Annotated in this window: 23 protein-coding genes; 8 read left to right on the top strand and 15 right to left on the bottom strand. The window is 45.7% G+C overall.

The genetic code is table 11. From position 1 onward, the window contains the following. Nucleotides 1-48 precede the first annotated feature (48 nt). Together gyrB and trxA are read left to right on the top strand one after the other, a co-directional pair. A complete protein-coding gene (gene gyrB, locus BEL04_RS09835; protein ID WP_066002812.1) occupies nucleotides 49-2,052 on the top strand; it encodes a DNA topoisomerase (ATP-hydrolyzing) subunit B in 2,004 nt (667 codons plus the stop codon). A 330-nt stretch (nucleotides 2,053-2,382) separates the two neighbouring features. Then, entirely contained in the window at nucleotides 2,383-2,712 is a 330-nt protein-coding gene (gene trxA, locus BEL04_RS09830) for a thioredoxin (protein ID WP_066002810.1), read from the top strand. A gap of 25 nt (nucleotides 2,713-2,737) precedes the next feature. Here trxA and BEL04_RS24260 read toward each other — a convergent pair whose 3' ends face one another. Further along, a complete protein-coding gene (locus tag BEL04_RS24260) occupies nucleotides 2,738-2,914 on the bottom strand; it encodes a hypothetical protein (RefSeq protein WP_175404041.1) in 177 nt (58 codons plus the stop codon). A 70-nt stretch (nucleotides 2,915-2,984) separates the two neighbouring features. Here BEL04_RS24260 and BEL04_RS09825 point away from each other — a divergent pair, with 70 nt between their 5' ends. The 4 genes from BEL04_RS09825 to BEL04_RS09810 all read left to right on the top strand — a co-directional run bounded on the left by BEL04_RS09825 (nucleotide 2,985) and on the right by BEL04_RS09810 (nucleotide 6,915). Then, nucleotides 2,985-3,905, top strand: a complete 921-nt coding sequence (locus tag BEL04_RS09825; protein WP_066002808.1) for a DUF58 domain-containing protein — start codon at nucleotides 2,985-2,987, stop codon at nucleotides 3,903-3,905. A 227-nt stretch (nucleotides 3,906-4,132) separates the two neighbouring features. Then, nucleotides 4,133-4,879: a hypothetical protein gene (locus tag BEL04_RS09820; RefSeq protein ID WP_066002806.1), complete on the top strand. Its 747-nt coding sequence runs from the start codon at nucleotides 4,133-4,135 to the stop codon at nucleotides 4,877-4,879. A 127-nt stretch (nucleotides 4,880-5,006) separates the two neighbouring features. After that, nucleotides 5,007-6,473, top strand: coding sequence for a glycoside hydrolase family 130 protein (locus BEL04_RS09815; protein WP_066002804.1), 1,467 nt, complete (start codon nucleotides 5,007-5,009; stop codon nucleotides 6,471-6,473). A gap of 226 nt (nucleotides 6,474-6,699) precedes the next feature. Continuing rightward, the gene (locus tag BEL04_RS09810) at nucleotides 6,700-6,915 is read left to right on the top strand and encodes a hypothetical protein (RefSeq protein ID WP_066002802.1); all 216 of its coding nucleotides are present in this window, start codon (nucleotides 6,700-6,702) and stop codon (nucleotides 6,913-6,915) included. A 17-nt stretch (nucleotides 6,916-6,932) separates the two neighbouring features. Here the strand turns inward: BEL04_RS09810 and BEL04_RS09805 are convergent, their stop codons facing one another. The 6 genes from BEL04_RS09805 to BEL04_RS09780 form a co-directional block, all read right to left on the bottom strand. Further along, a complete protein-coding gene (locus BEL04_RS09805; protein WP_066002800.1) occupies nucleotides 6,933-7,940 on the bottom strand; it encodes a glycosyltransferase family 4 protein in 1,008 nt (335 codons plus the stop codon). 3 nt (nucleotides 7,941-7,943) lie between these two features. Next, a complete protein-coding gene (locus tag BEL04_RS09800) occupies nucleotides 7,944-10,220 on the bottom strand; it encodes a glycosyltransferase family 4 protein (protein ID WP_066002793.1) in 2,277 nt (758 codons plus the stop codon). A 150-nt stretch (nucleotides 10,221-10,370) separates the two neighbouring features. Next, the gene (locus tag BEL04_RS09795; RefSeq protein WP_066002792.1) at nucleotides 10,371-11,561 is read right to left on the bottom strand and encodes an aspartate aminotransferase family protein; all 1,191 of its coding nucleotides are present in this window, start codon (nucleotides 11,559-11,561) and stop codon (nucleotides 10,371-10,373) included. 65 nt (nucleotides 11,562-11,626) lie between these two features. Beyond that, nucleotides 11,627-12,118, bottom strand: coding sequence for a hypothetical protein (locus BEL04_RS09790; protein ID WP_066002791.1), 492 nt, complete (start codon nucleotides 12,116-12,118; stop codon nucleotides 11,627-11,629). A 39-nt stretch (nucleotides 12,119-12,157) separates the two neighbouring features. Then, nucleotides 12,158-13,054: a hypothetical protein gene (locus BEL04_RS09785; protein ID WP_066002790.1), complete on the bottom strand. Its 897-nt coding sequence runs from the start codon at nucleotides 13,052-13,054 to the stop codon at nucleotides 12,158-12,160. Between the two features lie 45 nt (nucleotides 13,055-13,099). After that, nucleotides 13,100-13,654, bottom strand: coding sequence for an RNA polymerase sigma factor (locus tag BEL04_RS09780; RefSeq protein ID WP_066002788.1), 555 nt, complete (start codon nucleotides 13,652-13,654; stop codon nucleotides 13,100-13,102). A gap of 469 nt (nucleotides 13,655-14,123) precedes the next feature. Between BEL04_RS09780 and BEL04_RS09775 the strand changes: the two genes are divergently transcribed. Then, entirely contained in the window at nucleotides 14,124-14,540 is a 417-nt protein-coding gene (locus tag BEL04_RS09775) for an EamA family transporter (protein WP_066002785.1), read from the top strand. A gap of 63 nt (nucleotides 14,541-14,603) precedes the next feature. Here the strand turns inward: BEL04_RS09775 and bcp are convergent, their stop codons facing one another. The 5 genes from bcp to BEL04_RS09750 form a co-directional block, all read right to left on the bottom strand. Further along, entirely contained in the window at nucleotides 14,604-15,065 is a 462-nt protein-coding gene (gene bcp / locus BEL04_RS09770) for a thioredoxin-dependent thiol peroxidase (protein WP_066002783.1), read from the bottom strand. Nucleotides 15,066-15,073: 8 nt separating this feature from the next. Then, nucleotides 15,074-15,613: a hypothetical protein gene (locus tag BEL04_RS09765; RefSeq protein WP_066002781.1), complete on the bottom strand. Its 540-nt coding sequence runs from the start codon at nucleotides 15,611-15,613 to the stop codon at nucleotides 15,074-15,076. Nucleotides 15,614-15,627: 14 nt separating this feature from the next. Continuing rightward, nucleotides 15,628-17,337 carry a M23 family metallopeptidase gene (locus tag BEL04_RS09760; RefSeq protein ID WP_083227841.1) on the bottom strand — a complete coding sequence of 570 codons (1,710 nt, stop codon included), beginning with the start codon at nucleotides 17,335-17,337 and terminating at the stop codon, nucleotides 15,628-15,630. Between the two features lie 3 nt (nucleotides 17,338-17,340). Continuing rightward, nucleotides 17,341-17,952: a fumarylacetoacetate hydrolase family protein gene (locus BEL04_RS09755; RefSeq protein WP_066002779.1), complete on the bottom strand. Its 612-nt coding sequence runs from the start codon at nucleotides 17,950-17,952 to the stop codon at nucleotides 17,341-17,343. Between the two features lie 81 nt (nucleotides 17,953-18,033). Then, on the bottom strand, nucleotides 18,034-18,543 hold the full coding sequence (locus BEL04_RS09750) for a T9SS type A sorting domain-containing protein (RefSeq protein ID WP_066002774.1): 510 nt from the start codon (nucleotides 18,541-18,543) through the stop codon (nucleotides 18,034-18,036). Between the two features lie 203 nt (nucleotides 18,544-18,746). On the opposite strand from BEL04_RS09750, the gene BEL04_RS09745 reads away from it, so the two are divergent. Beyond that, on the top strand, nucleotides 18,747-20,714 hold the full coding sequence (locus BEL04_RS09745; RefSeq protein WP_066002772.1) for a KUP/HAK/KT family potassium transporter: 1,968 nt from the start codon (nucleotides 18,747-18,749) through the stop codon (nucleotides 20,712-20,714). An 85-nt stretch (nucleotides 20,715-20,799) separates the two neighbouring features. Here BEL04_RS09745 and BEL04_RS09740 read toward each other — a convergent pair whose 3' ends face one another. The 3 genes from BEL04_RS09740 to BEL04_RS09730 all read right to left on the bottom strand — a co-directional run bounded on the left by BEL04_RS09740 (nucleotide 20,800) and on the right by BEL04_RS09730 (nucleotide 23,661). Continuing rightward, nucleotides 20,800-21,573 (bottom strand): phosphatase PAP2 family protein, encoded by a 774-nt coding sequence (locus BEL04_RS09740; RefSeq protein WP_175404040.1) that lies wholly within the window; start codon nucleotides 21,571-21,573, stop codon nucleotides 20,800-20,802. 70 nt (nucleotides 21,574-21,643) lie between these two features. Beyond that, a complete protein-coding gene (locus BEL04_RS09735) occupies nucleotides 21,644-21,898 on the bottom strand; it encodes a SemiSWEET transporter (protein ID WP_066002770.1) in 255 nt (84 codons plus the stop codon). 17 nt (nucleotides 21,899-21,915) lie between these two features. After that, nucleotides 21,916-23,661 (bottom strand): amino acid permease, encoded by a 1,746-nt coding sequence (locus tag BEL04_RS09730; RefSeq protein ID WP_066002768.1) that lies wholly within the window; start codon nucleotides 23,659-23,661, stop codon nucleotides 21,916-21,918. Between the last annotated feature and the right edge of the window lie 72 nt (nucleotides 23,662-23,733).

The raw sequence follows: 23,733 nt of genomic DNA, 5'->3' as shown, positions 1-23,733 counted from the left end.
TGTCACCCTTATTTTGTAAATTTGGAGGTTATTGAATTAATACTAATTATGAGCGAACAAATCGAAGATAATAACGAAGAACAAGTAAATAAAAACGAAGAAGCGGCAGAAGATAAATCCAATTATTCGGCAGATAACATACAGGTTTTAGAAGGTTTAGAGGCGGTGCGCAAGCGCCCTTCGATGTATATCGGCGATACAGGCAGCAAGGGTTTGCACCACCTTGTTTATGAGGTTGTAGATAACTCGATCGACGAGGCGCTGGCCGGCCATTGCGATACCATCAATGTGATCATCCATAAAGGCAACTCCATCACCGTTATCGATAACGGTCGTGGTATCCCTACTGGCATCAATAAAAAAGAAAATAAATCGGCGTTAGAGATTGTAATGACCGTGCTGCATGCAGGTGGTAAATTCGACAAGGATACCTACAAGGTATCGGGCGGTTTGCACGGTGTGGGCGTAAGCTGCGTTAACGCGCTCTCTACCCACATGAAAACCCTGGTTTACCGCGAAGGCAAAATATTTACGCAGGAGTACGAGCGTGGCAAGCCTTTGTTTGATGTGAAGGAGATAGGCACGGCCGACCATACCGGAACCACCCAAACCTTCCAGCCCGACCCGGAGATATTCCAGCTCACTACCGAGTACAAATACGAAACTTTAGCCACCCGCTTACGCGAGCTGGCCTTTTTGAATAAAGGTATCAAGCTTACGCTGACCGACGAGCGCGAAGTTGCCGAAGACGGCAGCTTTAAAAACGAAGTTTTCTTTTCGGAAGGCGGGCTGCGCGAGTTTGTAAGCTATATCGACGCTACCCGTACCGCCATTATCCCAGAACCTATTTACCTGGATGGTATTAAAAACGGTATCCCGGTTGAGCTGGCTTTCCAATACAACGATACCTACAGCGAGAATGTTTACAGCTATGTAAACAACATCAATACTATTGAGGGCGGTACGCACGTATCGGGTTTTCGCCGTGGCTTAACCCGTACTTTAAAGGCATACGCTGATAAGGAAGGCCTGCTGAAAAACAACAAGGTGGAGATCACCGGCGACGACTTCCGCGAAGGTTTGACAGCCATTATATCGGTAAAAGTTGCCGAACCGCAGTTCGAGGGCCAGACAAAAAGTAAACTGGGTAACAACGAAGTGATCGGTGCGGTCGATTCGGCCGTAGGTGAGATTTTAGGTAACTTTTTGGAAGAGAACCCGCGCGAAGCCAAACTGATTGTTGGTAAAGTGGTAATTGCAGCGCAGGCACGTGCCGCGGCCCGTAAGGCCCGCGAAATGGTACAGCGTAAAAACGTAATGGGCGGCTCGGGCCTGCCCGGCAAACTGGCCGACTGCGCCAACAGCGACCCGGCACTGTGCGAGTTATACCTCGTCGAAGGTGACTCGGCGGGTGGTACCGCCAAACAAGGCCGTAACCGCGACTACCAGGCTATTTTACCATTGCGCGGTAAGATATTGAACGTGGAGAAAGCCATGGAGCACAAAATCTACGAGAACGAGGAGATCAAGAACATGTTTACCGCACTGGGCGTGAGCATCGGTACGGCCGACGACGCCAAAGCGCTTAACCTGGATAAACTGCGTTACCACAAGATCATCATCATGACGGATGCCGACGTGGACGGTTCGCACATTACCACGCTTATCCTTACCTTCTTCTTCCGCTATATGAAAGAGCTGGTTGAGTTTGGCTACGTTTATATTGCCGCTCCGCCGCTTTACCTGGTTAAAAAAGGTAAAGACCAGGAGTACTGCTGGACAGAAGACCAGCGCGACATCGCTATCCAGCGTTTGAAAGGCTCGGGTAAGGAAGACAGTGTACACGTACAGCGCTACAAAGGTTTGGGCGAGATGAACGACCACCAGCTGTGGGATACCACCATGAACCCCGAAACCCGTACCCTGCGCCGCGTAACTATCGAAAACGCCGCCGAGTGCGATCATACCTTCAGCATGCTGATGGGCGATGAGGTTGCACCGCGCCGCGATTTTATTGAGAAGAATGCCCGCTACGCACGCATAGACGTATAAAGGTTTAAAAATTATAATAACAAAGCCCCGTTCTGATTTTATAGAACGGGGCTTTTTGTTTGCCAAGATCAATCGCGTTAGAGATAGCCCGACGCAAAGGGTAGCGCCCAGACTGAAAAGATAAGAATTCCGGAATCCCGTCACTTATTCACATCCCTGTCTTTTACTCACACCCGATGTTTTAACCCGGCAAAAACAATTTATATTTATCACCGCAAAACAATAAACGGCTTGCCGGGTCTATATAATGTCACTTTGTCATAAACCATTTGCGGCAAGCTATTTGAATAGTATATATTTGTTCATTAAAATTTAAAAACAAGGAATATCATGGCATTAGAAATCACCGATGCAAACTTTGACGAGTTAGTATTAAAATCAGATAAACCAGTATTGATCGACTTTTGGGCTGAGTGGTGTGGTCCATGTCGGATGGTTGGCCCGGTAGTAGAAGAAATAGCAAAAGAATACGCTGATTCGGCTGTTGTAGGCAAAGTAAACGTTGATAACAACCCGCAGATATCGATGAAATACGGTATCCGCAACATACCTGCTTTGCTGTACTTTAAAAACGGCGAAATCGTCGACAAACAGATCGGCGCTGTACCAAAATCGGTATTGGCCGGTAAACTGGATAAGCAATTATTAAGCTTTAGCTAATCTATAGCATTAAGCAAGTCAGATATTAAAGCGTTTCGGTAATCACCGGAACGCTTTTTTGTTTCCCGGTAAATGCGTTAGCGATCGGAACGCCCGCCTGCCGGCAGGCAGGGATACCGGCCTTGTGGTTAATGCCTGTGCAGTATGAACGTAGAGCGCGGCCGTCAGGGAAACGCCCAAAACAAATAAAATCTTCACACATTATTATACTCTTAAAAAAAACACCACAAACAATATCCTCTCCACTTATAAAACTCCTAAATTAGCTTCCCATGCCGCAACTCAGCAACAACCGCGAAATACAGCAATTAGGCAACCTCGAGCTACTGGCCCGCCAGGTGGTCGAAGGTTTCATTACCGGTTTGCACCAAAGCCCTTTTCATGGTTTTTCGGTCGAGTTTGCCGAGCACCGTTTGTACAACAGCGGCGAGTCGGTTAAAAATGTCGATTGGAAATTGCTTGCCCGGACTGATAAGATGTTCGTGAAGCAGTTTGAAGAGGAAACCAACCTGCGCAGTTACCTGCTTTTAGATACTTCATCCTCCATGAACTATCCCGAAAAGGGGATGAGCAAACTGCAGTTTTCGGTGTATGCCATTGCGTCATTAATGTACCTGTTTAAGCGCCAGCGTGACGCGTTTGGGCTGGGGTTGTTTTCGGATAAGGTCGACTGGTTGAGTCGTGCGCGATCTACCTCTACACACCTGTACTACCTGTTTGCCGAACTGGAACGGATGTACGAACATCCCAAACCCAACACTCAAACCGATATTGCCGGAGTTTTGCACCATATTGCCGAGGATATTCACCAGCGCTCGATGATCATCCTGTTCAGCGATATGCTGGAGAACGGTATGGACGAACAAAAGTCCGATGCGCTGTTCGCCGCTCTGCAACACCTTAAACACAACAAGCACGAGATCATTATTTTTAATGTAACCGATCATAAAAAAGAGCTGCGGTTCGATTTCGATAACAGGCCGTACCATTTTGTCGACCTGGAAAGCGGTGAAGAATTACGTGTGCACCCCAACGAGATCAAAGCCGGTTATCTTAAATCGCTCCGTACCTGGCGCGGCAAGCTGCAGCTTAAATGCGCCCAGTATCATATCGACCTGATCGACGCCGACATTCACAACGGTTTCGGCCAGGTGCTTAAAGCCTATTTGGTTAAGCGCAACAAGCTGATGTGAGCTCGTCCTAAATCCTCACCGGCAGGGATGTTAAAAGGAGGAAGATCAAAGTCCTCCCGCTATTGGCACAAGCCTGATGCTGTTGCAGTAACCCAAAAAACTTAAAACGCCTGTTAGTTTAAATACATCCAATGTGAGATAACAAATACAATAATGCCCGGCATGCCCAGATGGCGCACAGTGCAACTATTCATTTTATTACTCATCTTTTGTATTAAACTCAACTCATGAAAAATAGTGGTTTTCAAAAAATGCTTATCGTAAGCAACATGATTATGCTTTCTTTCCTTACATACGTTCTTGTGAACGGCTTCAGTAAAGACAATAAAGCTGCTCGGTTTACCGAAATAGATGCCGAACGTATTAATATTATTGGCGAAAACGGGCGTCCTGTATTGGTGCTCACCAATAAGCAACGAATTCCGGGGCCATCCGCCAGTGGCAGGAGTTATTCGCCCGATATTATTGACGGGCGAAAATATTTCGCGGGGTTACTCTTTTTTAGCGAAACCGGGGACGAAGTAGGCGGTTTGATATATTCTGGTATTAAAAAAGATTCGATTGCATATTCACAAGTAGTCCATCTTTCATTTGACCAGTGGAAGCAAAACCAGGTTATTGCGCTTGACTATAATGATAACGGTAAAAATCGCTATTCGGGTCTTCGCGTATGGGACAGACCTGTAAATATCCCTCTGAGCATACAACTCAACCAGTTGGAAGCGATGGTAGCTAACAAAAACAACAGCCGTAAAGTTGATTCGATCAGAAAGCTACTGATTGACGCGCAGGACAGAGGTGAAAATGGGATCGAACGCATGTTTATCGGCAGTAAGGATGAAGTAGCACAAATACAACTGAAAGACAAGAAGGGAATTGTAAAAGCCAGGCTCTACGTTGACAATACAACTAATGCTGCCAGACTGGAATTTTATAACGAAAACGGTGAAGTAATCAATTCATTCCCTAAATAAGCAACAATATAAAACTATATCAGCGCTATCGCAAGTGCTTGTGCCTGCAACCTCATTTATTTTCAAGTTTAAACAACCAATTACCAACTTCTGTGTTAATACCAGAGTTTAATTGCAGATACAGCATATGAGGTTATCTATTGAAAGGCGTAAAGCGGTAAAAGTATATCCCGATTCGAAACGCGTTATCGCCCGTTTTTTCTACAACGGCGAAATCAGGGCAAAAGAAGTAATCGGGAAAGTAATGGGTCTGAACGAGGACCAGGTTTTCGATATCATTTCGCCTATTTTGCAGGAGTACTCTAAAAGGCACCGCAACATTACCCGCCTGCTGCTGCGCCATTGCGCAAAACTTAACGTGCTCTTTAAAGAGTTAGGCATTAACGAAGAGGAACTGTCCAACTACCGGAAATTGCTGATAGGGTCGTACTTTACGCACGAATATTCTATCGAGTCGGCAGCGTTTTTCAACCCTTCGATCATCGAAGACCCAGACCAGAGCGATTTGGAAGAAGGCGAAAAGCGCATGATCATCAGCTTCAGGGCGGTGGGCGAGGGGCACATCTCGTCTATCGCGTTCCGCCGCGCGCTTATCGACAAAAACAATAATATCGAAGTTATTGGCGCCGGTAATTATATCGATGAGGCCGAAATTATCCGTAACGCTACCTATAATAAAAAACTGTTTTTCGAAAAGGCAGCTATCACACAAATCAACATCGCCGCATTGAAAGAGATAGAAGGGCGGCTGGAAGAAACTTTCGAGTACTCGCACCTGCGCCGTATTATCCTCGAATCGCAAAAGCTGGAGATGGACGATTTGAAAAAGCTGGAGTACGATAAAATGCTCTGGCTGGCCGACTCGTACTACGAGATCGTTTTCTCGCTCGATACTGATATATCCGACAGGGTTATCTTCCCGATATCCGAATTTGAGCGAAAGGGCATCGAAGACGCACGTTTCGTAAAATTTGTCGACGATGACGGGACCTACGCCTATTATGCTACCTATACCGCATATGATGGCGCCATGATCATGCCCAAGTTGCTGCACACCACCGATTTTTACGATTTTAAGGTAATGCCGCTATACGGCGCGGGAGCACAGAATAAAAATCTGGCGCTTTTTCCGCGTAAGATCAATGGCAAATATGTGATGATTTCGCGTATCGACGGCTGGAACAATTACATCATGTACTCGGATAAGATCAACATCTGGGAAAAGCCTATCCGTTTGCAGGAACCTAAGTTTCCGTGGGAGTTTGTGCAGATCGGTAATTGCGGCTCGCCCATCGAAACCGAGCACGGCTGGCTGATGATCACACATGGCGTGGGACCCATGCGCCGCTACGTGATCGGCGTAAGCCTGTTGCAGTTGAACGATCCCTCGGTCATCATCGGCCGGTTAAACGAACCGCTGCTCATCCCCAATACCGACGAGCGCGAAGGTTATGTGCCTAACGTGGTATATTCCTGCGGAGCCATTATCCACAACAATAAGTTGATCGTCCCCTACGGTTTGTCCGACTATTCTTCGTCGTTCGCTGTGGTCGATCTGAACGACCTGCTCAATAAACTGAAGAATGAGATATAAGTGAATGCAGCAATAGCGCCGGCAATAGCAATTTTTTATCAGGAAAGGGCAATGATATAGTTTTACTGCGACTGCCGCTTTTTTCAAAAGGGCAAACATTTACTTAACCTGCTAACGTTTGAATGAATACTTTATTGATGTGCACTTCTTAGCCTGAATTCATGTCGACTAATTTGTGTTTGCCGCTTAGGCTGGTTATATTAGCGTTAACACACTAACCACTATCATGGAAACAAACAAAAAAGCCTGGAGCAGCCCTGCTCTTGTGTTAATCAGTAACGGAAATATTGAAAGTAAATCCAAAACCTCTGTTCACGAGGCCACGGGTCATTACATAACTGTTCCGGGTCATTTCAAAGCTTTTGTAAATCCGTCAAGTGTTGGGTTTGATGTTACGGTACATGGCGCCCCGTTTTATTCTAAAGACGCCGCTATATCCTGATATCGTCAGTCTTTCGCTCAAGAAAGAATCTTTTGATATAACTCCCGATAATCTCTAACCATCTTCTCTTTACTGAATTTACCTTTGGCCCATTCACGGCAATAAGAGCGATTAATAACAGGTAAACAGTTAACGCAGTTAACTGCTTCATTAACAGTATTCACTAAGAATCCTGTTTGCCTGTCATTGATCAACTCCGGCATCGAGCCTTTATTAAAAGCGATAACCGGTGTGCCGCAAAGCATCGCTTCGGCCACGCTCATGCCAAAAGGCTCATTAAAACTGATAGGGTGGAGCAGTGCCGCCGCTTTGCCCAAAAGCTCGTTGCGTTTCCCTGGTCCGGCTTCGCCGATGAATTGAATGTCTTTGTTATTTAAGCGCGGCTCAACCTTTTCGCGATAATAGTTAGCGTCCTGAATGATCCCGGCAATCAATAAGCGCCTTTTGGCTTTAACAGCAATTTCAATCGCCTCTGCTGTTCCCTTATCGGGATGGATACGGCCAAAGTAAAGCAGGTAATCCTCCGGTGTTTCGTTAAAGTCGAAATGAGCAACGTCCAGGCCGTTGTAAACCGTTGCAAGATAATTCAATTCGGGGCTGCGGTCGGCATTGCTGATGGATACATAATGCGAAGTGTCGTTATACTTTTTATAAACCGGTACAATCTTTGGAGACGAAAACCCGTGTATCGTGGTGATCACCGGTGTTTTAATGAGCCTGGAATAGGTAAGCGGTAAAAAATCGAAATTGTTATGGATGATATCAAATTCGCCTGCATGTTCCATCAGGTTGCTTATGTGCAGACACTCCAGCACTTTTGCGTCCTGGCTGCGGTCTTCTTCGTAGCCCGCCGCGCAGATCGATGCCAGTTTACCGCCGGTTACCGAGTCACCTGTCGCGAAAAGCGTCACATCTTCGCCCAGGGCAACCATGCCTTCGGCAATGTTTGAGGCTATCTGCTCCCATGGGCCGTAATGCCGGGGTGGCGTGCGCCAGGCCACCGGCGATAAAACCGCTATCTTCATCTGCTAACAAAGCTCAATAGTGTAGCCGTATTTATGGTACTCGTACTCCAGTTCGAATGCCTTTAACACCGTCAGGTGCGATATCAGGTATGCCAGCGTACTTTCTGCTCCCTGGTTGCGGTTAATACCGGTTGGCAGCAAACCATCGCAGCAACCCTTGGTCTCGTGGTCGTACAGCGGAGCGCGCAGGGTATTCTCGCCCAAAAACCACATATAGCATAAAAACATCTTTTCCACATATTCGGGTTCGTGCCATATCTGGTAGGCCTGGAAGTTCATCAGCACCATGGCCATGGTCTCGATAGCCTGCTGATCATACATCGGAATTTCGCCGCCGCGTTTATACCAGCCATCGTTACCTATCGGGATCAGGTAACCATTTGATAGGGTTGTCTTATCCAGAAAAGTCATCGATTCTACAGCAATACTTTTTACTTCCTCATTCCCGGTTATCTCGCACGAGTGCATCAGCGCCAAAGGCAATATGGCATTGTCGTAGGTCATTTCGTTTTCAAACCAGTGCCATTCGTCTGTGCGCGTTTTTTTGTAGGCGTCAACTAAAGGTTTGGTAAGTTCGGTTAACTCGTGCAGCATGCCTTCATCCTGCGGGAAGACTTTTAGATAAAGCGCTATACCGATCATGCTATTAGCTATTCCGCGTAAGTGGTGCAGGTTTTTAAACTGCTGGGTGGCTTTGTGAAATATCTCTAAGGCAAACTCCCGGTATGAATTGTTGACAGCGCAATTGATCAGGTACCCCAGCGACCAGATCGTACGGCCGAAAGAATCTTCCGATCCAACTTCGTCCAGGTACTGCCGGTTAAAGCTTAAAAAGTTGCGGAAGTTACCGTCTTCGGTCTGCATATAGTGGATATAACTCAGATAAATAGGGAGCAGCCTTAATGCATCCTGACTTTTATTGCGCTGATAGGCCATTAGCGCCATAATCAGTGCCCTTGCGTTATCATCAAGGCAATAACCCTCTTTCAGGTTGGGGATACCGTATTTGGCGTGTTGCACAATGCCGGTATCGTCGGTTAAACGTAATACGTGCGCCAGGTTAAACTTAGGCATAATCTCCGGGTCGATGATGCTGCTTTTCAGTATCTTATCCCTAAAGTCGTGCTGGTCGCAGGCTTCCCTGGCAGCGTTGATATATTCGCCGCCTATTTTTGGCCAGCGCAGGTGCTGGCCGTATTTATAAGCGTTGGCCCGTATTTTGGCAAGCAGATCATCATCACTCAATAGTTCGATAATATGATTGGCGAGCTGTTCGTCGTTCTTAAAATCGAATAACCGGCCGCGGTTATCGGCCAGCAGTTCGGTAGCATGCCAGTAAGGTGTAGATACGATTGCGGCGCCGGCGCCAACCGCGTACGACAGCGTACCGCTGGTGATCTGCGCTTCGTTCAGGTATGGCGTAACATAAATTTCAGCCGCGGTGAGATAGTCGAACAATTCTTCTTCGCTTACAAACTTATTGATGAAGGTAAGATGCTGGCTTACGTTTAATTGGGCAGCAAGCCGCTTCAGCCCATCGCGGTATTCTTCACCGCTGTTTTTGAGCACACCCGGGTGCGTATTGCCCAAAACCACGTACATCACGTCGGGGTGTTTCTCTACTATTTTGGGTAAGGCCCGTATCATGGTTTCGAGCCCTTTGTTGCGGCTGATGAGACCGAAGGTGAAAAGCACCCGGTTGTTTTTAAATACCGGGAGCTTTTTGATCGGGTTATCTGCATGTGCTTCCAGGTCGGGCACGCCATGCTCGATGATCTGTACCTTATCAGCCGGGATATCGTAAATATCCGTCAAAAAATCGACGGCGCGCTGACTCATCACGATCACCTTGGCCGATTGCTCGGCTATTTCGCGGATGATGATCTTCTGCACAAAGCTCGGATCTTTTAAAACAGTATGCAGTATCGATAGCAACGGCTTTTGCAGCCGGTTAATCAGCGGTAAAATATAAATGCCGCTTTCGCCACCATAGATACCGAATTCGTGCTCTAATACACAAACGTCCACATTACTGGTATTAATGAAATTTGCCGCCCTGATGTAATCTTTCTGATGATCCTGCCTGATCACAAACTTTACCTCTTCAGGATATTTATATTCTTCAACGTCTTCCGAATCGTTGAGTGCTACAACAAAGCCGCTTTGTAAAGGCGATCGTTTTTCCGGGTAATTGGCATTAACGGCATTCACCAGGTTTTGGTTAAACGTGGCTATTCCGCATTCGCGTGGCGGGTAGGTTGATATATAAGCAATACGCATTTTATGGTCCGTTTTTTATAATAGATGTGTTGTAATAACATCAAAACAGCCACTATTGTTTAGCAAACAGGATAAAATGCGGTTTTTAAGCTTTGCGCGAATGTATTATTTTAGATACAAAGGTTAGTTACCGGTAGGTTAATATGGCATTCACGCAGTATAATAATCCAATGCTTCGGTAATAACCTGGCAGGCGTGTGCGATCTCCTTCTCGCTGATAATCAATGGCGGAGCAATGCGCATGGAGTTACTGCAATGTAAAAACCAGTCGACGATAACGCCATGCTCAATACAGCGGTCTATCACTTTTTTGTTAAGCTCAAAACTTTCGAGTTCGGCGGCTAATATCAGACCTTTTCCCCTTATTTCCCGGATCGATGGGTGCGATAGCAAATGTCTGAACAAAGCCTCTTTTGCAGCAACCTGTTCAATCAGTCGTTCATTGAGCAAGGTCTCTAAAGCAGCCAGGCCCGCCGCGCAGCATACCGGGTGGCCGCCAAAAGTGGTGATATGGCCCAGGATGGGTTTTTCGCTTAACGCCGACATAATTTGGTTTGAAGATACGAACGCCCCGATAGGCATACCGCCGCCCAAAGCCTTGGCGAGCAACAAAATATCGGGTACAATGCCATAATGCTCAAATGCGAACAACTTACCGGTACGGCCAAAAGCTACCTGTATTTCATCTAAAATCAACAGGGTGCCGGTTTCGGTGCAGTGGCTGCGCAGAGCTTGCAGGTATTCTGTATCTGGTACACGTATGCCGGCTTCGCCCTGTACGGTCTCGATAATTACGCAGGCGGTTTGATCGGTGATCTGCTCCAGGCCTGTGGGATTATTGAACTCGATAAACCTTACACCGGGTAGTAAAGGGCGGTAGGCCTGTTTGTATCCTTCGTTGCCCATTACGCTCAAAGCGCCCTGGGTACTGCCGTGGTACGAGTTTTTGCAGGCGATGATCTCGCTGCGGCCGGTGTAGCGCTTGGCTAATTTCAATGCGCCTTCAACGGCTTCGGCGCCCGAGTTTACAAAGTATACCGACTGTAGCGATTGCGGCAGGAGCGATGCCAGTTTATGCGCAAATTTTACCTGCGGTGCCTGCACGTACTCGCCGTAAACCATCAGGTGCATATAATTTTCGGCCTGCTCCTTAACCGCGTCAACAATGCGCGGATGCGAGTGGCCCAGGTTGCTTACGCCAATGCCTGATATCAGGTCGAGATACGGCTTGTTGCCGGCATCATATAAGTAAACACCTTTGGCTTTTTCAAATTGAAGCAAAAGCGGGAAACGTGTAGTTTGCGCGTTATGATCTAAAAACAGCTGCCGTAAGTTTAACATGCTGCAAAAATAAGAAAGGCTTCCGGTTTATTACCGAAAGCCTTTCTTATTCATAAAACAGCCCATCAGTTATTGGCCTGATTTTTTTCGCCGTTATACTTTCTGAACAGTTCATCATTGAACTGCTGTTCGCTTTGATAGATCATGCTTACCTTTTCAGGCGGAAGTATCTTCAAAAACTCAGTTTGGTAATGATCTTTAATATCGGCTATTTTACGCGTAATAGCCCTGTCTTTGGTCAATTGCTCCAAACCTTTTGGCCCGTTAGGCGAGTTGTTGATCCTTCGTTCTACCTGGGCGGCTGTCAGCTCATCCTGGTATTGGTTATATATGGGCCAGAATTTTTCGTTTTGTGCCGGTGTCAGATCAAGCTGACGGGTAATAAAGGCGCTCCGCATCATTTTTATCCTGACGATCTTATCAATAAAGCGCTCCTTTTGCTTATTTGCAGGCTTCCGTACAGGGCGCTCCTGTTTCTGGTGACCGGTGTATTCGTTGGCATATACCATCGCCGGAAAAACCGCTGCAAATAACAATATGGCAAGTTTATGCTTCATTATCCTGTTCAATATTAACTATTTTTCAATAATTAACACTTAATTTTTTGTTTCATCCTGATCTGTGCCCTGTGCAGCCTGCAGTTCGCTCACATCTGTATTATTTAAAGCAGGCGAAGCATCTGTAGTATTTAACTGTAAAAATGCTTCGATCTCGTCATCCGGTATTTTCGAAACCACTTTATGCAGATACGAGTGCTGGTGCGATACGCTCTTGCTGTCGGTATTAAACTCGCTTAAAAACAAGCCTGTGCCGGCTACTACAGCAAAACAAGCTGCCGATGCGTATTTAAACGCATGTTTGGCCCACATGCCCACTACTGTTGCCGGTTGTTTTTTAGCAGCCGGTTTTTCCTGTTGCTGCACCAAAGTGGTTTTAGCGAGTATATTGCCCTCTAAAGCTTCAAAATAACCCTGTGGTACGGCAAATTCCTCTTCGGTATACTGCTCAACAACAATACGGCTTTGGATATTTTGCTCCAACTCTTCAAAGTAACCTTGCGGCACGATAAACTCTTCCTCCGCAGCCTGCTCGATGGCAATGCGGCTCTGAATATTTTGTGCTAACTCTTCAAAATAACCCACTGGCACGCTAAACTCTTCTTCCGAAGCCTGTTCGATAGCAATCCTGCTTTGTATATTTTGTTCGAGTTGATCAAAATAGTCCTGGGGTACAGTAAATTCCTCTTCAGCCGCCTGCTCAATCGCAATGCGGCTTTGTATGTTTTGTGTTAATTGCTCAAAATAATCACCCGGAATCATAAAGTCCTGCTTTGGATGCGCTTTTTCAAGCTCATCCAGGCGGATCCGTGCCATAACCTGCTGCTCCATCTCACTGAAATAGTTTGCCGGAACAACAAACGGGTTGGCAGGGTTTACCTGCTTTAACGCCTGGTATTCGTTCATCCATTCCATATTTTCCCTTTCGTCTGTCATTATCTATCTATAGATACATTTTTTGAGCAAAGGTTTAATCGACAATTAATCTTCCGACAATAAATATGCTTCTATTTTCTTCACTGCCAGGTGGAACGACGATTTCAGCGCACCCACACTCGTGCCCAGTATTTCCGACATCTCCTCGTACTTCATCTCGTCGTAATATTTCATATTAAAAACCAGCTTCTGCTTTTCGGGCAAGGTGAGCAAAGCTTTTTGCAGTTTGCTTTGTACTTTATCGCCGTCAAAATAGCTCGAATCCGTCAGCGATTCCGACAACTCGTGCGATACATCATCAAACGAAACATTGTTCTTCAGCTTTTTACGGTTCAAAAACGTAATGCACTCGTTAGTAGCAATACGGTACATCCAGGTGTACAGTTGCGCGTCGCTTCTGAAACCCGGCAGGCTTTTCCATATTTTTACAAATACATCCTGCACCAGGTCATCGGCGTCGTCATGGTCGATCACCATGCGGCGTATGTGCCAGTAAATTTTTTGCTGGTATTTTTTTAGCAGCAGGTTAAATGCCTGGTTCCGGGTCTTTTCATCCTGAAACATCTGCAGCAATTCTGCATCATCAACCTGGTTAGACATGTAGTAGCATTAATTAGTTATTGATAATGGGTAAATTTAGCTATTTTAAAACACAAATATAGCAATGTTGTTTTTTTGTGGTGGTAAAACGGAAAAGAGTAGCGGTTTAGTGTGCAGGGTGTTTGTAACGTTAAAAATATTGGTGTTGCGCATACCGGTGATACGATTATTAAGTTGAGGGATATTTTGCGAAGGGGAAAAGATGCAAGTTTTTTAAAGCTTATTTATTGCACCTTTGTGTTAATTTTAATTAATTAGTATAAACGCAATTTGCTTTGGGCGTTGCCTGCGGCCCGGGCTTTCCGCTCATACTACACAGGGCCTTAGCCACGGGCCGGTATCCGCTGCAATCCCTAACGCAAAATCTGATTTTAATTCAAATTTTCGCTAATGCAAAAACTCCAGAATATAATCAGAAATAAAGTACAATTCAGTCATTCAATAACTCAAACCTTCAATCATTAAGAATATGTGGTGGATATACGCTTTACTCTCAGCTTTCTTCGCGGCCTTAACGGCCATCTTCGCCAAAATCGGCGTTAAAAACATCGATTCCGACCTGGCGACTGCCATCCGTACGGTGGTCATCGTTTTCCTGGCCTGGGCCATCGTTTTTTTCAAAGGTGTGGCCGGTGGTGTGCACTCGTTTAATAAACAAAACTGGACGTTCCTTATCCTCTCCGGCTGTGCTACCGGCCTGTCGTGGTTATTTTATTTCCGCGCTTTACAATTAGGAAAAGTAGAGCAGGTAGCGCCCATCGATAAACTAAGCGTAGCTTTGGCTATATTGCTGGCCGCTATATTTTTGGGCGAACAGATCACCCTGAAATCGGCGATAGGCGCACTGATGATTATCGGCGGTACGTTTGTACTGATTTTGAAATAATTGATTTATTGAATGACTGAATGATAGAGTAAGAAAATCAATCATTCAATAAATCAAAAATAACTACCCCAACAGGTCCAGCACCTGCTGCGTAGCATTCTGATTATCAACCTTGGTGATGATGTTCTGAATAACGCCCTGCTTATTGATAATAAACGTAGTGCGTGCAGTACCCATATAAGTTTTGCCGTACATGTTCTTTTCAACCCAAACGCCGTACTCTTCTACGATCTTTTTATCGTTATCGGCAATCAGGGTAAAAGGCAGGTTAAATTTCTTTTCGAACTTTTTGTGCGATTTCTCGTCGTCGGTGCTCACCCCGATCACCTCAAACCCCTGGCCCACCAGCGATTGGTAATTATCCCTGAAACTGCAGGCCTCCAAAGTACAGCCCGGGGTATCGTCCTTAGGGTAAAAGTACAGGATAACGTTTTTGCCCCTGAAGCTCGACAGGGTAACATCGTTGCCGTTTTGGTCTTTTGCGGTAAAATCGGGGGCTTTGTCGCCTTCTTTTAATGTTGCCATGTCTTAGTTTATGTAAATTTAGGTATTGCTTGTTTTGCGAGTTCTGTTTTAAATCTTTTTGCGATTTTTTTAGATGTAGAATAATCTCTAAATCCTGAAAAAAACAGGAATTCCCAGATACTGTAAAAATGAGTATTAATATATAAGTCTGCCTCTTTAAAAATTATAGTTATTGCTTTTACCCTTTCATCTAACATACCAGAGTACCTCTCAAACCTTAATACATCAGGGTTTTCGGGGCCCATATTAATAGTTCTGTAATCATTATCTAATAGTTGCCACATTAGCTCTTTGTTGAGCTCTATCGTACTGCCTGATACCTTTACTATTTTATAGGTAAAATATAAACTAACCAAAAACCAACTATATCCCAATACCCATATTAAAATTATAAAGGCATCAATAGTGTCAAAATAGCTCCATATTACAATTATTGGCCATATTGCTACCAAAAAAAAGATCATGATACGATCAAATAATGCCCCTCTGCGTAAAAAGTAGACGAGCCTTAGTTTCTCAATACTTTGATCTACTAATACCTGTCTCATGGTTCAACTATAGATTATCTGTAAAACGTAGTCGTAAATTGTGTCAGGTTATTTTTGTTATCTGCAACAGCCAGGTTAAAAATATGTTTGCCCGGTTTGATGCTTCCATCAAAGGTATAAATCAAAACTTTGGTTTTATAATCATACTCCATCAAAACCCATTGCCCATCAATAGTACCATTGTAGCTTTTTATCCCCGATAGGTTATCACTTATCCTTACGGAGATCGTTCTTGCTCCGGCCATACCGGCGCCGTCGTGTATATTAACCGGCGTAACACGCGGCCCAACGGTGTCTAATTTAATATAAAAATCGCCAAAAGTACGCGCGTTGGCTTTGATGTAACCATCCACGTATTCGCCGCCCTCGCAGGCACCGGTGGTACTCACTATCACCGCTTTGTTCACATAATTGCCGATGGTACTGTCGGGCTTTATCCAAACCTCATAACTATCGTGTATCGGCGTAAAGCGGTTGTGGATATGATAGGTTGCCGAATACGCGCCCGGCCGGTGCGATAGCATACCATAGTCAAAGTACAGGTCATCGTACAGGTTGCCTTGCGGGATGACCACCTTAACCCTGTCGCTGGTAAACACATTTTGCTGATCGTATTTAAACAAAGTTCCGGCAGGTACCGGTTTAGGCGATGTTTGCTGTTTAAAACGTACCGAAAATTTAAGGGTAGAGGTATTGCCCATCACATCTTTCACCACATACTCTACCTGGTGTATGGCGTCATCCTCAAAATTAATGAGCCCGCGGTTTACCGATTGCGGGTAAATGGATATTTTATTACCCGGTAAAATAAAGCTTTTCTGTATCTCGCGGCCGGTTGTCAAGTAAGCGGGGAAGTCGATATGGGCATTAATGGCATGTGTTTGATCGAAAGCGAAACGCTCTACCGCGAAGGTATATACCGGCTTATCGTCTACATTCAACTGTATCGAATAAGCGCCGTTATGATTAGCGGATGTGCTGTTCACATCATAAGTACTTATACCGAAACCTGTTTCGCCGCTTAAAGTGATCACACCAGGATGTACCAGGTGGTATTTGCCGTTAGCACCTGCTACCTGGAAAAAGTCTTTCGCTGTTTTTTCGCTGAAGGGTAATCCGTTGAGATGATAAACATACATGGATGTTAAGGTTGGCGGTACCTTATCGCGGATGGTTAAGCCAAATAATTGCGGGTTGATGGTTTCTTGGGTAAGCGCATCGCGCAGCTCAAAATGCACATGCGGCCCTGCCGAAGCCCCCGCGTTGCCCGACCATGCCACAACCTGCCCCTTATAAACTTGCATTTGCAAGGGTGATAATTGGATATCGGCCTCCCAGGTTTGATTTTGGTATTGATAATCGCGCACAATTTTGGCCAGCTCGGGTGCCAGCCTTTCCAGGTGCCCGTAAACAGATACAAAACCGTTAGGATGTGTGATGTAAACCGCCCGGCCAAAACCGCCGAATTGTATGCGTATGCGTGATACATAGCCATCGTATACAGCATGCACCGGGTAGCCGGTAGTTTGATTGGTTTTAAAATCGAGCCCCGAATGGAAGTGGTTGGAACGCAACTCGCCGAACGAACCGGCCGTAGTCGGCGGCAGATCGAGCGGGTAACGGAAAACATCTTTAGGATACTGGTGCGTTTGCACAACATCCTGCGCAAAGGCGGCGAACGATAAAAATAAGATGAGTAAACATCCCGGAAGTTTACGCAGCATATTTTATTTAATGTAAAAGTCGAGCATTTTTTCGTTTTCGAGATAACCTTCCAAATGGTCGCCGATGCTTACCTTACTTACACCTGCCGGTGTGCCGGTAAAAATCAGATCGCCCTTTTTTAAAGTAATATAACCCGATACAAAGGCAATAAGTTTTTCGAAAGTGAAAATAAGATCCCTGGTGCTGCCAACCTGGCGCGGCTGCCCGTTAATGTCGAGCTTAAAGTTCAAATTGTACAAGTCCGGAAATTTGTCTTTCGGCACAAAGTTGCTGATGGGTGCCGAGTTATCAAAAGCTTTGGCCAGTTCCCAGGGCAGGCCCTTTTCTTTATGGCGGGCCTGTATATCGCGGGCGGTGAAGTCGATGCCCAGGCCGATCTCGTCGAAATAACCCGCCGCGAATTTCTCACTGATGTTTTTACCTTCTTTGCAAACTTTGAGTACGATCTCGATCTCGTGGTGCACATCCTGCGAAAAATCGGGATGGTAAAACGGTTTATTATCTTTCAGGATGGCAGTATCGGGCTTCATAAATATCACCGGTACCGATGGCACAGGGTTGTTCAGTTCTTTGGCATGTTCGGCGTAATTACGGCCTATGGCTATTATTTTCATAAAGCCGAAAATAAAAATTTTGGATGAAAACGAGTGTAAAATACACAATACACGAACTCCCCCTTTAGGGGGCTGGGGGGCTTACAGAATGGAGATCCGCTTGATAACAGACTCGCTGCCGGCAACCAGGCGTACGAAATAAAAACCGCTCGAAAGCTTATTGTTGAGGTTAAATGTGAATTTCTGCTCGCCCGGGTCGACGCGTTGCGAGAACAAGGTCATCACCTCGTTGCCCAGGATATCCATGATCTTGATGGTAACGCTGCTGTTTTTATTGACGTTGTAGCGCAGGTTGATCTGGTCGGTAATAGGGTTTGGATAAACCTGTACGTTGCTCACCAAACGGTCGCCATCGGTACGCGAGAAGCTGATTTTGGTGCTGTAAATGGTAACGTTTGGCTTTAAAGGTGGCAGGGGTACTTTAATCCCGTTTTTTAGATAGGATTTGTCGTTTTTATTGGTGAAAACTTTTGCTAACCTTGTGGTGTCGGAAGTTACAGGTTTTTTACCATCCGCATAAGCATAATTTATGTTGGCCGCCATGGCGATCAGCATAAAAAATGAAAATATTGGCTGGTAAAGTTTCCTCATAAAATATTTTACAAAAATAGCTATAAAAGTCGTTCCAAATTAAAATACTATGATATTGAATTTAAATTTTAACATTATTTAACAATGCCTTGCCGATACCAAAATTAAGCCCTTTTTTTGTATCGGTTTATAATTTAGATACATATACGTAAAATAGGTTCAATAGGTTAGTAAATTTAGTCAACATTCTTTTCTTTTTTTAAATGTCATCACATAATAATCACTTCACCAGGTTATCCGCGGCGGGGTTTTTGATCAGTTTAGGTATCATTTATGGTGATATCGGTACATCCCCATTGTATGTTTTTACGGCTATTGTAGGTAAAGATGTTATCAACGCCGACCTGATCCTGGGCGGTATTTCCTGTATTTTCTGGACGCTTACGCTACAAACAACGTTAAAATATGTGGTGATCACCCTAAGGGCCGATAACAAAGGCGAGGGCGGCATATTCGCCCTGTTCTCGCTGGTGCGCCGGCGAGCCAAATGGCTGCTCATACCGGCCATTGTGGGCGGTTGCGCACTCCTGGCCGATGGCATCATCACTCCACCTATTACCGTTTCATCGGCCATCGAAGGGTTGGATATCCTTTATCCGCATTTACCCACGGTGTATATCGTTGTCATCATTTTAACCATTCTGTTTTTAATACAGCGCTTTGGTACCGCGCTGGTAGGCAAAGGCTTTGGCCCCATTATGTTCATCTGGTTTACCATGATGGGCGTTCTGGGCATGACCTATATCGTCAAAATGCCGATGATCTTTAAGGCGTTGAACCCTTATTATGCTATCCATCTGCTCATCAACGATCCTAATTTCTTTATCGTGCTTGGCGCGGTATTTCTGTGTACCACGGGCGCCGAAGCTTTGTATTCGGATCTTGGCCACTGCGGCCGGGCAAACATCCGCGTAAGCTGGATTTATGTTAAAATAAGCCTGGTGCTTAACTATTTGGGTCAGGGTGTTTGGCTGTTGCAGCATACCGGGCAAACGCTTGTCCACCAGGAGGCGGGGCACCAGGTTACCATTAACCCGTTTTATCATATTATGCCCGAGTGGTTTTTGATTTATGGCATCGGTATAGCTACAGTGGCTGCGGTAATCGCCAGCCAGGCTTTGATCTCGGGTTCTTTCACGCTCATCGCCGAAGCTATCCGTTTGAACCTGTGGCCCAAATTAAAGATCGTTTATCCCACCGACGAACGCGGTCAGCTATATGTGCCCAGTGTTAACTGGTTGTTGTGGGCGGGTTGTTTAGGTGTTATCGCGCAGTTTAAACATTCCGAAAATATGGAGGCGGCCTATGGTTTGAGCATCACTATAGCCATGCTCTCTACCACCATATTGGTTTCGCGTTTCCTCAAAGCCAAGAACTTCCCGATGTATCTCATCTACATCTTCCTGGCGGTTTACATCACTATCGAGATGGCTTTCCTGGTAAGTAATATGTTCAAGTTCCTGCATGGTGGCTGGTTCACGGTAACTATCGGTACAGTGTTGTTTTCGGTGATGTGGGCATGGCATACGGCGCGGAAGATACGTAACCGCTATGTAAAGTTCATCGAGGTGAGCGATTACTTCCCGATCATTAAAGAGCTGAGCGAAGATGAAACCGTACCTAAATATGCTTCGCAACTGGTGTATTTAACCAGCGCCAATTTCGATTCGGAGATCGAATCGAAGATCATTTACTCTATCCTGCAAAAGCAACCCAAGCGTGCCGACGTGTACTGGCTGGTGCACGTTAACGTAATGGACGAACCGCACACACGCGAGTACGATGTAAAAGTGCTCATCCCCAATAAGCTGATCCGTATTGACTTCCGTTTGGGCTTCCGGGTTGATCAGGGTGTGAACATCCTGTTCCGTAAAGTAGTGGAAGATTTGGTGAAGAACGGCGAGGTGGATATTACCAGCCAATATAAATCGTTGAACAGGCACCGCATCGTGGGCGATTTCCGCTTTATTGTGTTGGAGAAAATATTGTCGCGCTCGCACAACCTGTCTTTTTACGAAAAATTCATCATGAACTATTATTTCCTGCTCAAAAAGGGAAGCCTTTCGGAAGAGCGGAGCTTTGGCCTCGACCTGAGCTTTGTTACGGTGGAGAAGGTGCCGTTAATGTTGTCCGATCCGAACACCGTTGAGCTGAGGAGGATTAAACGATAAGCCCCCTCTAAATCTCCCCCGGAAGGGGAGACTTTTGATAGAATATTTTACAAGCCCTCCCTACCGGGGAGGGTTGGGTGGGGCTTTACAACTCCTTCACAAAAGTAAAACTCATTGTGCCGTCCTGATAGGAGGGTGTTAGCATGGTTTTTTTGCCCGTCTTGTTATCAGTATGGGTGAGCGCGTTACGGATATAAGGGTAGATGAGATAAGACAATTTGGTCGACATGATCCCGAAGCCCGCACCGGCCACAACATCGCTCAGCCAGTGGTCGTGGTTATACAATCTGAAAACACCCGTTGTAGTAGCAATGCTATAACCCAGTATGCCGTACCATTTTGATTTACCGGTAAACTCCTGGGCCATAAACTCGGCACCCAAAAAAGCGGTAGATGTATGCCCTGAAGGGAATGACAGGTAATCGGCGCCATTTGGGCGCAGCCTGTGCGTGGCGTGTTTGGTTATCGTGGCGGAAATGCCTAAAATACCGCCCGAAAGCCCCAATAATGCTGTGCGATCGATAAACGTATTTTTACCGGATACACCTACCAGGTTTAAGCCGTAGGTTAATATTACGGGTGCGAACTGAAAATAATTTTCGGCCTTGCTGCTGAAATCCGGGTCGGTCTTTTGTATTTCGTTATTGGTGGAGTAGTCGAGCCGGCGGATGGGATCGATGATAAACGATGCAACGCCATAAGTGATCAACCCGGCAGGCACAACCAGTGAGAGTACCTTGCTGTGTAAATGCTTTACCGTATCGGGGGCGGTAAAAAGGTCTTTTTTAACGCTGTCAACAACCTGGGCCTGTGTATTTAACCCGGCGAAGCATAAGATAATAATTAATAATTTTTTCACAATGACATAATATAGATGTGATAGATACAACTATAAAAGGCAATTTTGTGTTTTTCCTGGAGAGAAATAATTACTTGTATTTAATTTTATAGATGAGGATGGTAACGGCAAACAAAAAAGTAATGGCATTGGCTGTTACTACAGGGTATTGGCCGCTTAAAACGCCATATATCAGCCAAAGCAAAGTACCCAGCGTAAAACAAAAATACATCGACAGCGATATACCCGTAGTATCCTTGGTGCGGATGGTTTTAACAGCCTGCGGTAAAAACGAAACCGTGGTGCCAAAAGCAGCCAGGTAACCAATAGTCTGGATGTAATTCATTTGCGCAAATATACGCTTTATCCCGCTGGGGGAGTGCTTTCTTTGGCCAGTTTACTTTTCTTTACACCGTAGGTAAAATAGATGACGAGACCTATCAACAGCCATATTAAAAAGCGCAGCCAGTTGGTGGTGCCTAATTCTGTCATCAGGTAGAAACACGACATTAAGCCGAGTACCGGGATAAGCGAGAAGTTTTTAAAGTAGCCGGCAACAGCTATGGCTAAAACCAACAAGGCGAAAACAAAATATGGCAGCTTTTCCATAAACACGTGTGTCGCCGAATGGGTGGCATCACCGTCAGAATAGTTTAAAAAGAAATTGCTGAAGAAACCGGGCGCCTGCCATTGCGTGAAGCCTACGGCTACGATGAGCAAAACCGGGATGATGAATTTACCATTGATATAGGGCAGCGTGAACTTGCCGTTGCCTTTTTCGGCCTTGGGTAATATCAAAATGCCACCGCAAACCAGCACGAACGCGAACAAGGTACCTATGCTGCAAAGGGCCGTGGCTATCTCCGAATCTAAAAACAAAGCGGGTATCCCCACCACCAAACCTGTAATTATGGTGGCAAATGACGGCGTTTGGAATTTAGGGTGCAGGCGCGAAAAACGCGGCGGCAATAAACCGTCGCGGCTCATGCTCATCCATATCCGGGGCTGGCCTATCTGAAATACCAGCAACACAGATGTGGTTGCCACAATGGCACTCAAGGCGATGATACCGCCCAGGAAATTCAGCCCGCGCTCATTGAAGGCATTGGCCAGGAAATCGGCTGTATTTAATTTTGAATAATGCACCATGCCGGTTAGTACCAGGGCTACCAGCACATACAGAGCGGTACAGATGATCAGCGAGTAAAACATGCCCCGGGGCAAATCGCGCTGTGGGTTTTTACATTCTTCGGCGGTGGTGGATATCGCATCAAAACCGATATAGGCAAAGAATACGGCCGATACGCCTTTCATCACGCCGGCAAACTTGTTAGGCATAAAAGGTGTCCAGTTGGCAGGGTTCACATAACAAAAACCGATAGCGATTACGGCTACAACCACCAGTAATTTAAAAGCCACCATCAGGTTACTTGCTTTGCGCGATTCGCTGATGCCGATGTAGACCAAATAAGTAATGAACGTGGTGATGGCCAGCGCGGGTATATTTAAAATGACAGGCAACGAACCAATATGCGGTGCATTAACCCATAGCTGGTGCATGTCTGCAAGGTCGGCAGCGCCTTTAAGGTCGTGCTTAGCTACCAGGTCGAGGTATTTGGCATTACTGCTCTTTACATCAAAAAAGCTGTTACTTAAAAAGCCGGGTATCTTTAAACCGATGTTATGCAGAAAACTCGTCAGGTTGCCCGACCATGAAATGGCCACGGTAATATTGCCCACGGCATATTCCATCACCAGATCCCAGCCGATGATCCAGGCAATAATTTCGCCAAAAGCGGCGTACGAGTAAGTATACGCACTGCCCGACATCGGTATACGCGATGCGAACTCCGCATAACAAAGCGCTGCAAAACCGCAGGCTATGGCGCAGATAATGAACAGGACGATCACACCAGGGCCGCCATCAAAACAAGCCTGGCCTACCGTACTAAAAATACCGGCACCTATAACTGCCGCTATACCCAGCGCGGTAAGGTCGCGCACGGTTAAAACTTTATTGAGCGATATGCCATGGCCATCGTCGAGCCCGGATTTGGAATCAGCGACTATTTTTTCGATAGATTTTTTGCGGAAGATATTTGTCGGCATGAGGTCGGTTTTAAGCTAAAACCAAACATAACCAAAAAATTTTATATTGATAACTAAGCATTACTAATTAAC

The organism is Mucilaginibacter sp. PPCGB 2223 (genome assembly GCF_001705515.1).
Taxonomy (GTDB): Bacteria; Bacteroidota; Bacteroidia; order Sphingobacteriales; family Sphingobacteriaceae; genus Mucilaginibacter.
This window is presented reverse-complemented; position numbering and strand designations above follow the sequence as displayed.

Bases quoted from the DNA above. Each gene is read 5' to 3' on its own strand.
- gyrB (WP_066002812.1), top strand. From the start codon at position 49: ATGAGCGAACAAATCGAAGATAATAACGAAGAACAAGTAAATAAAAAC.
- trxA (WP_066002810.1), top strand. From the start codon at position 2,383: ATGGCATTAGAAATCACCGATGCAAACTTTGACGAGTTAGTATTAAAA.
- BEL04_RS24260 (WP_175404041.1), bottom strand. From the start codon at position 2,914: ATGTGTGAAGATTTTATTTGTTTTGGGCGTTTCCCTGACGGCCGCGCT.
- BEL04_RS09825 (WP_066002808.1), top strand. From the start codon at position 2,985: ATGCCGCAACTCAGCAACAACCGCGAAATACAGCAATTAGGCAACCTC.
- BEL04_RS09820 (WP_066002806.1), top strand. From the start codon at position 4,133: ATGAAAAATAGTGGTTTTCAAAAAATGCTTATCGTAAGCAACATGATT.
- BEL04_RS09815 (WP_066002804.1), top strand. From the start codon at position 5,007: ATGAGGTTATCTATTGAAAGGCGTAAAGCGGTAAAAGTATATCCCGAT.
- BEL04_RS09810 (WP_066002802.1), top strand. From the start codon at position 6,700: ATGGAAACAAACAAAAAAGCCTGGAGCAGCCCTGCTCTTGTGTTAATC.
- BEL04_RS09805 (WP_066002800.1), bottom strand. From the start codon at position 7,940: ATGAAGATAGCGGTTTTATCGCCGGTGGCCTGGCGCACGCCACCCCGG.
- BEL04_RS09800 (WP_066002793.1), bottom strand. From the start codon at position 10,220: ATGCGTATTGCTTATATATCAACCTACCCGCCACGCGAATGCGGAATA.
- BEL04_RS09795 (WP_066002792.1), bottom strand. From the start codon at position 11,561: ATGTTAAACTTACGGCAGCTGTTTTTAGATCATAACGCGCAAACTACA.
- BEL04_RS09790 (WP_066002791.1), bottom strand. From the start codon at position 12,118: ATGAAGCATAAACTTGCCATATTGTTATTTGCAGCGGTTTTTCCGGCG.
- BEL04_RS09785 (WP_066002790.1), bottom strand. From the start codon at position 13,054: ATGACAGACGAAAGGGAAAATATGGAATGGATGAACGAATACCAGGCG.
- BEL04_RS09780 (WP_066002788.1), bottom strand. From the start codon at position 13,654: ATGTCTAACCAGGTTGATGATGCAGAATTGCTGCAGATGTTTCAGGAT.
- BEL04_RS09775 (WP_066002785.1), top strand. From the start codon at position 14,124: ATGTGGTGGATATACGCTTTACTCTCAGCTTTCTTCGCGGCCTTAACG.
- bcp (WP_066002783.1), bottom strand. From the start codon at position 15,065: ATGGCAACATTAAAAGAAGGCGACAAAGCCCCCGATTTTACCGCAAAA.
- BEL04_RS09765 (WP_066002781.1), bottom strand. From the start codon at position 15,613: ATGAGACAGGTATTAGTAGATCAAAGTATTGAGAAACTAAGGCTCGTC.
- BEL04_RS09760 (WP_083227841.1), bottom strand. From the start codon at position 17,337: ATGCTGCGTAAACTTCCGGGATGTTTACTCATCTTATTTTTATCGTTC.
- BEL04_RS09755 (WP_066002779.1), bottom strand. From the start codon at position 17,952: ATGAAAATAATAGCCATAGGCCGTAATTACGCCGAACATGCCAAAGAA.
- BEL04_RS09750 (WP_066002774.1), bottom strand. From the start codon at position 18,543: ATGAGGAAACTTTACCAGCCAATATTTTCATTTTTTATGCTGATCGCC.
- BEL04_RS09745 (WP_066002772.1), top strand. From the start codon at position 18,747: ATGTCATCACATAATAATCACTTCACCAGGTTATCCGCGGCGGGGTTT.
- BEL04_RS09735 (WP_066002770.1), bottom strand. From the start codon at position 21,898: ATGAATTACATCCAGACTATTGGTTACCTGGCTGCTTTTGGCACCACG.
- BEL04_RS09730 (WP_066002768.1), bottom strand. From the start codon at position 23,661: ATGCCGACAAATATCTTCCGCAAAAAATCTATCGAAAAAATAGTCGCT.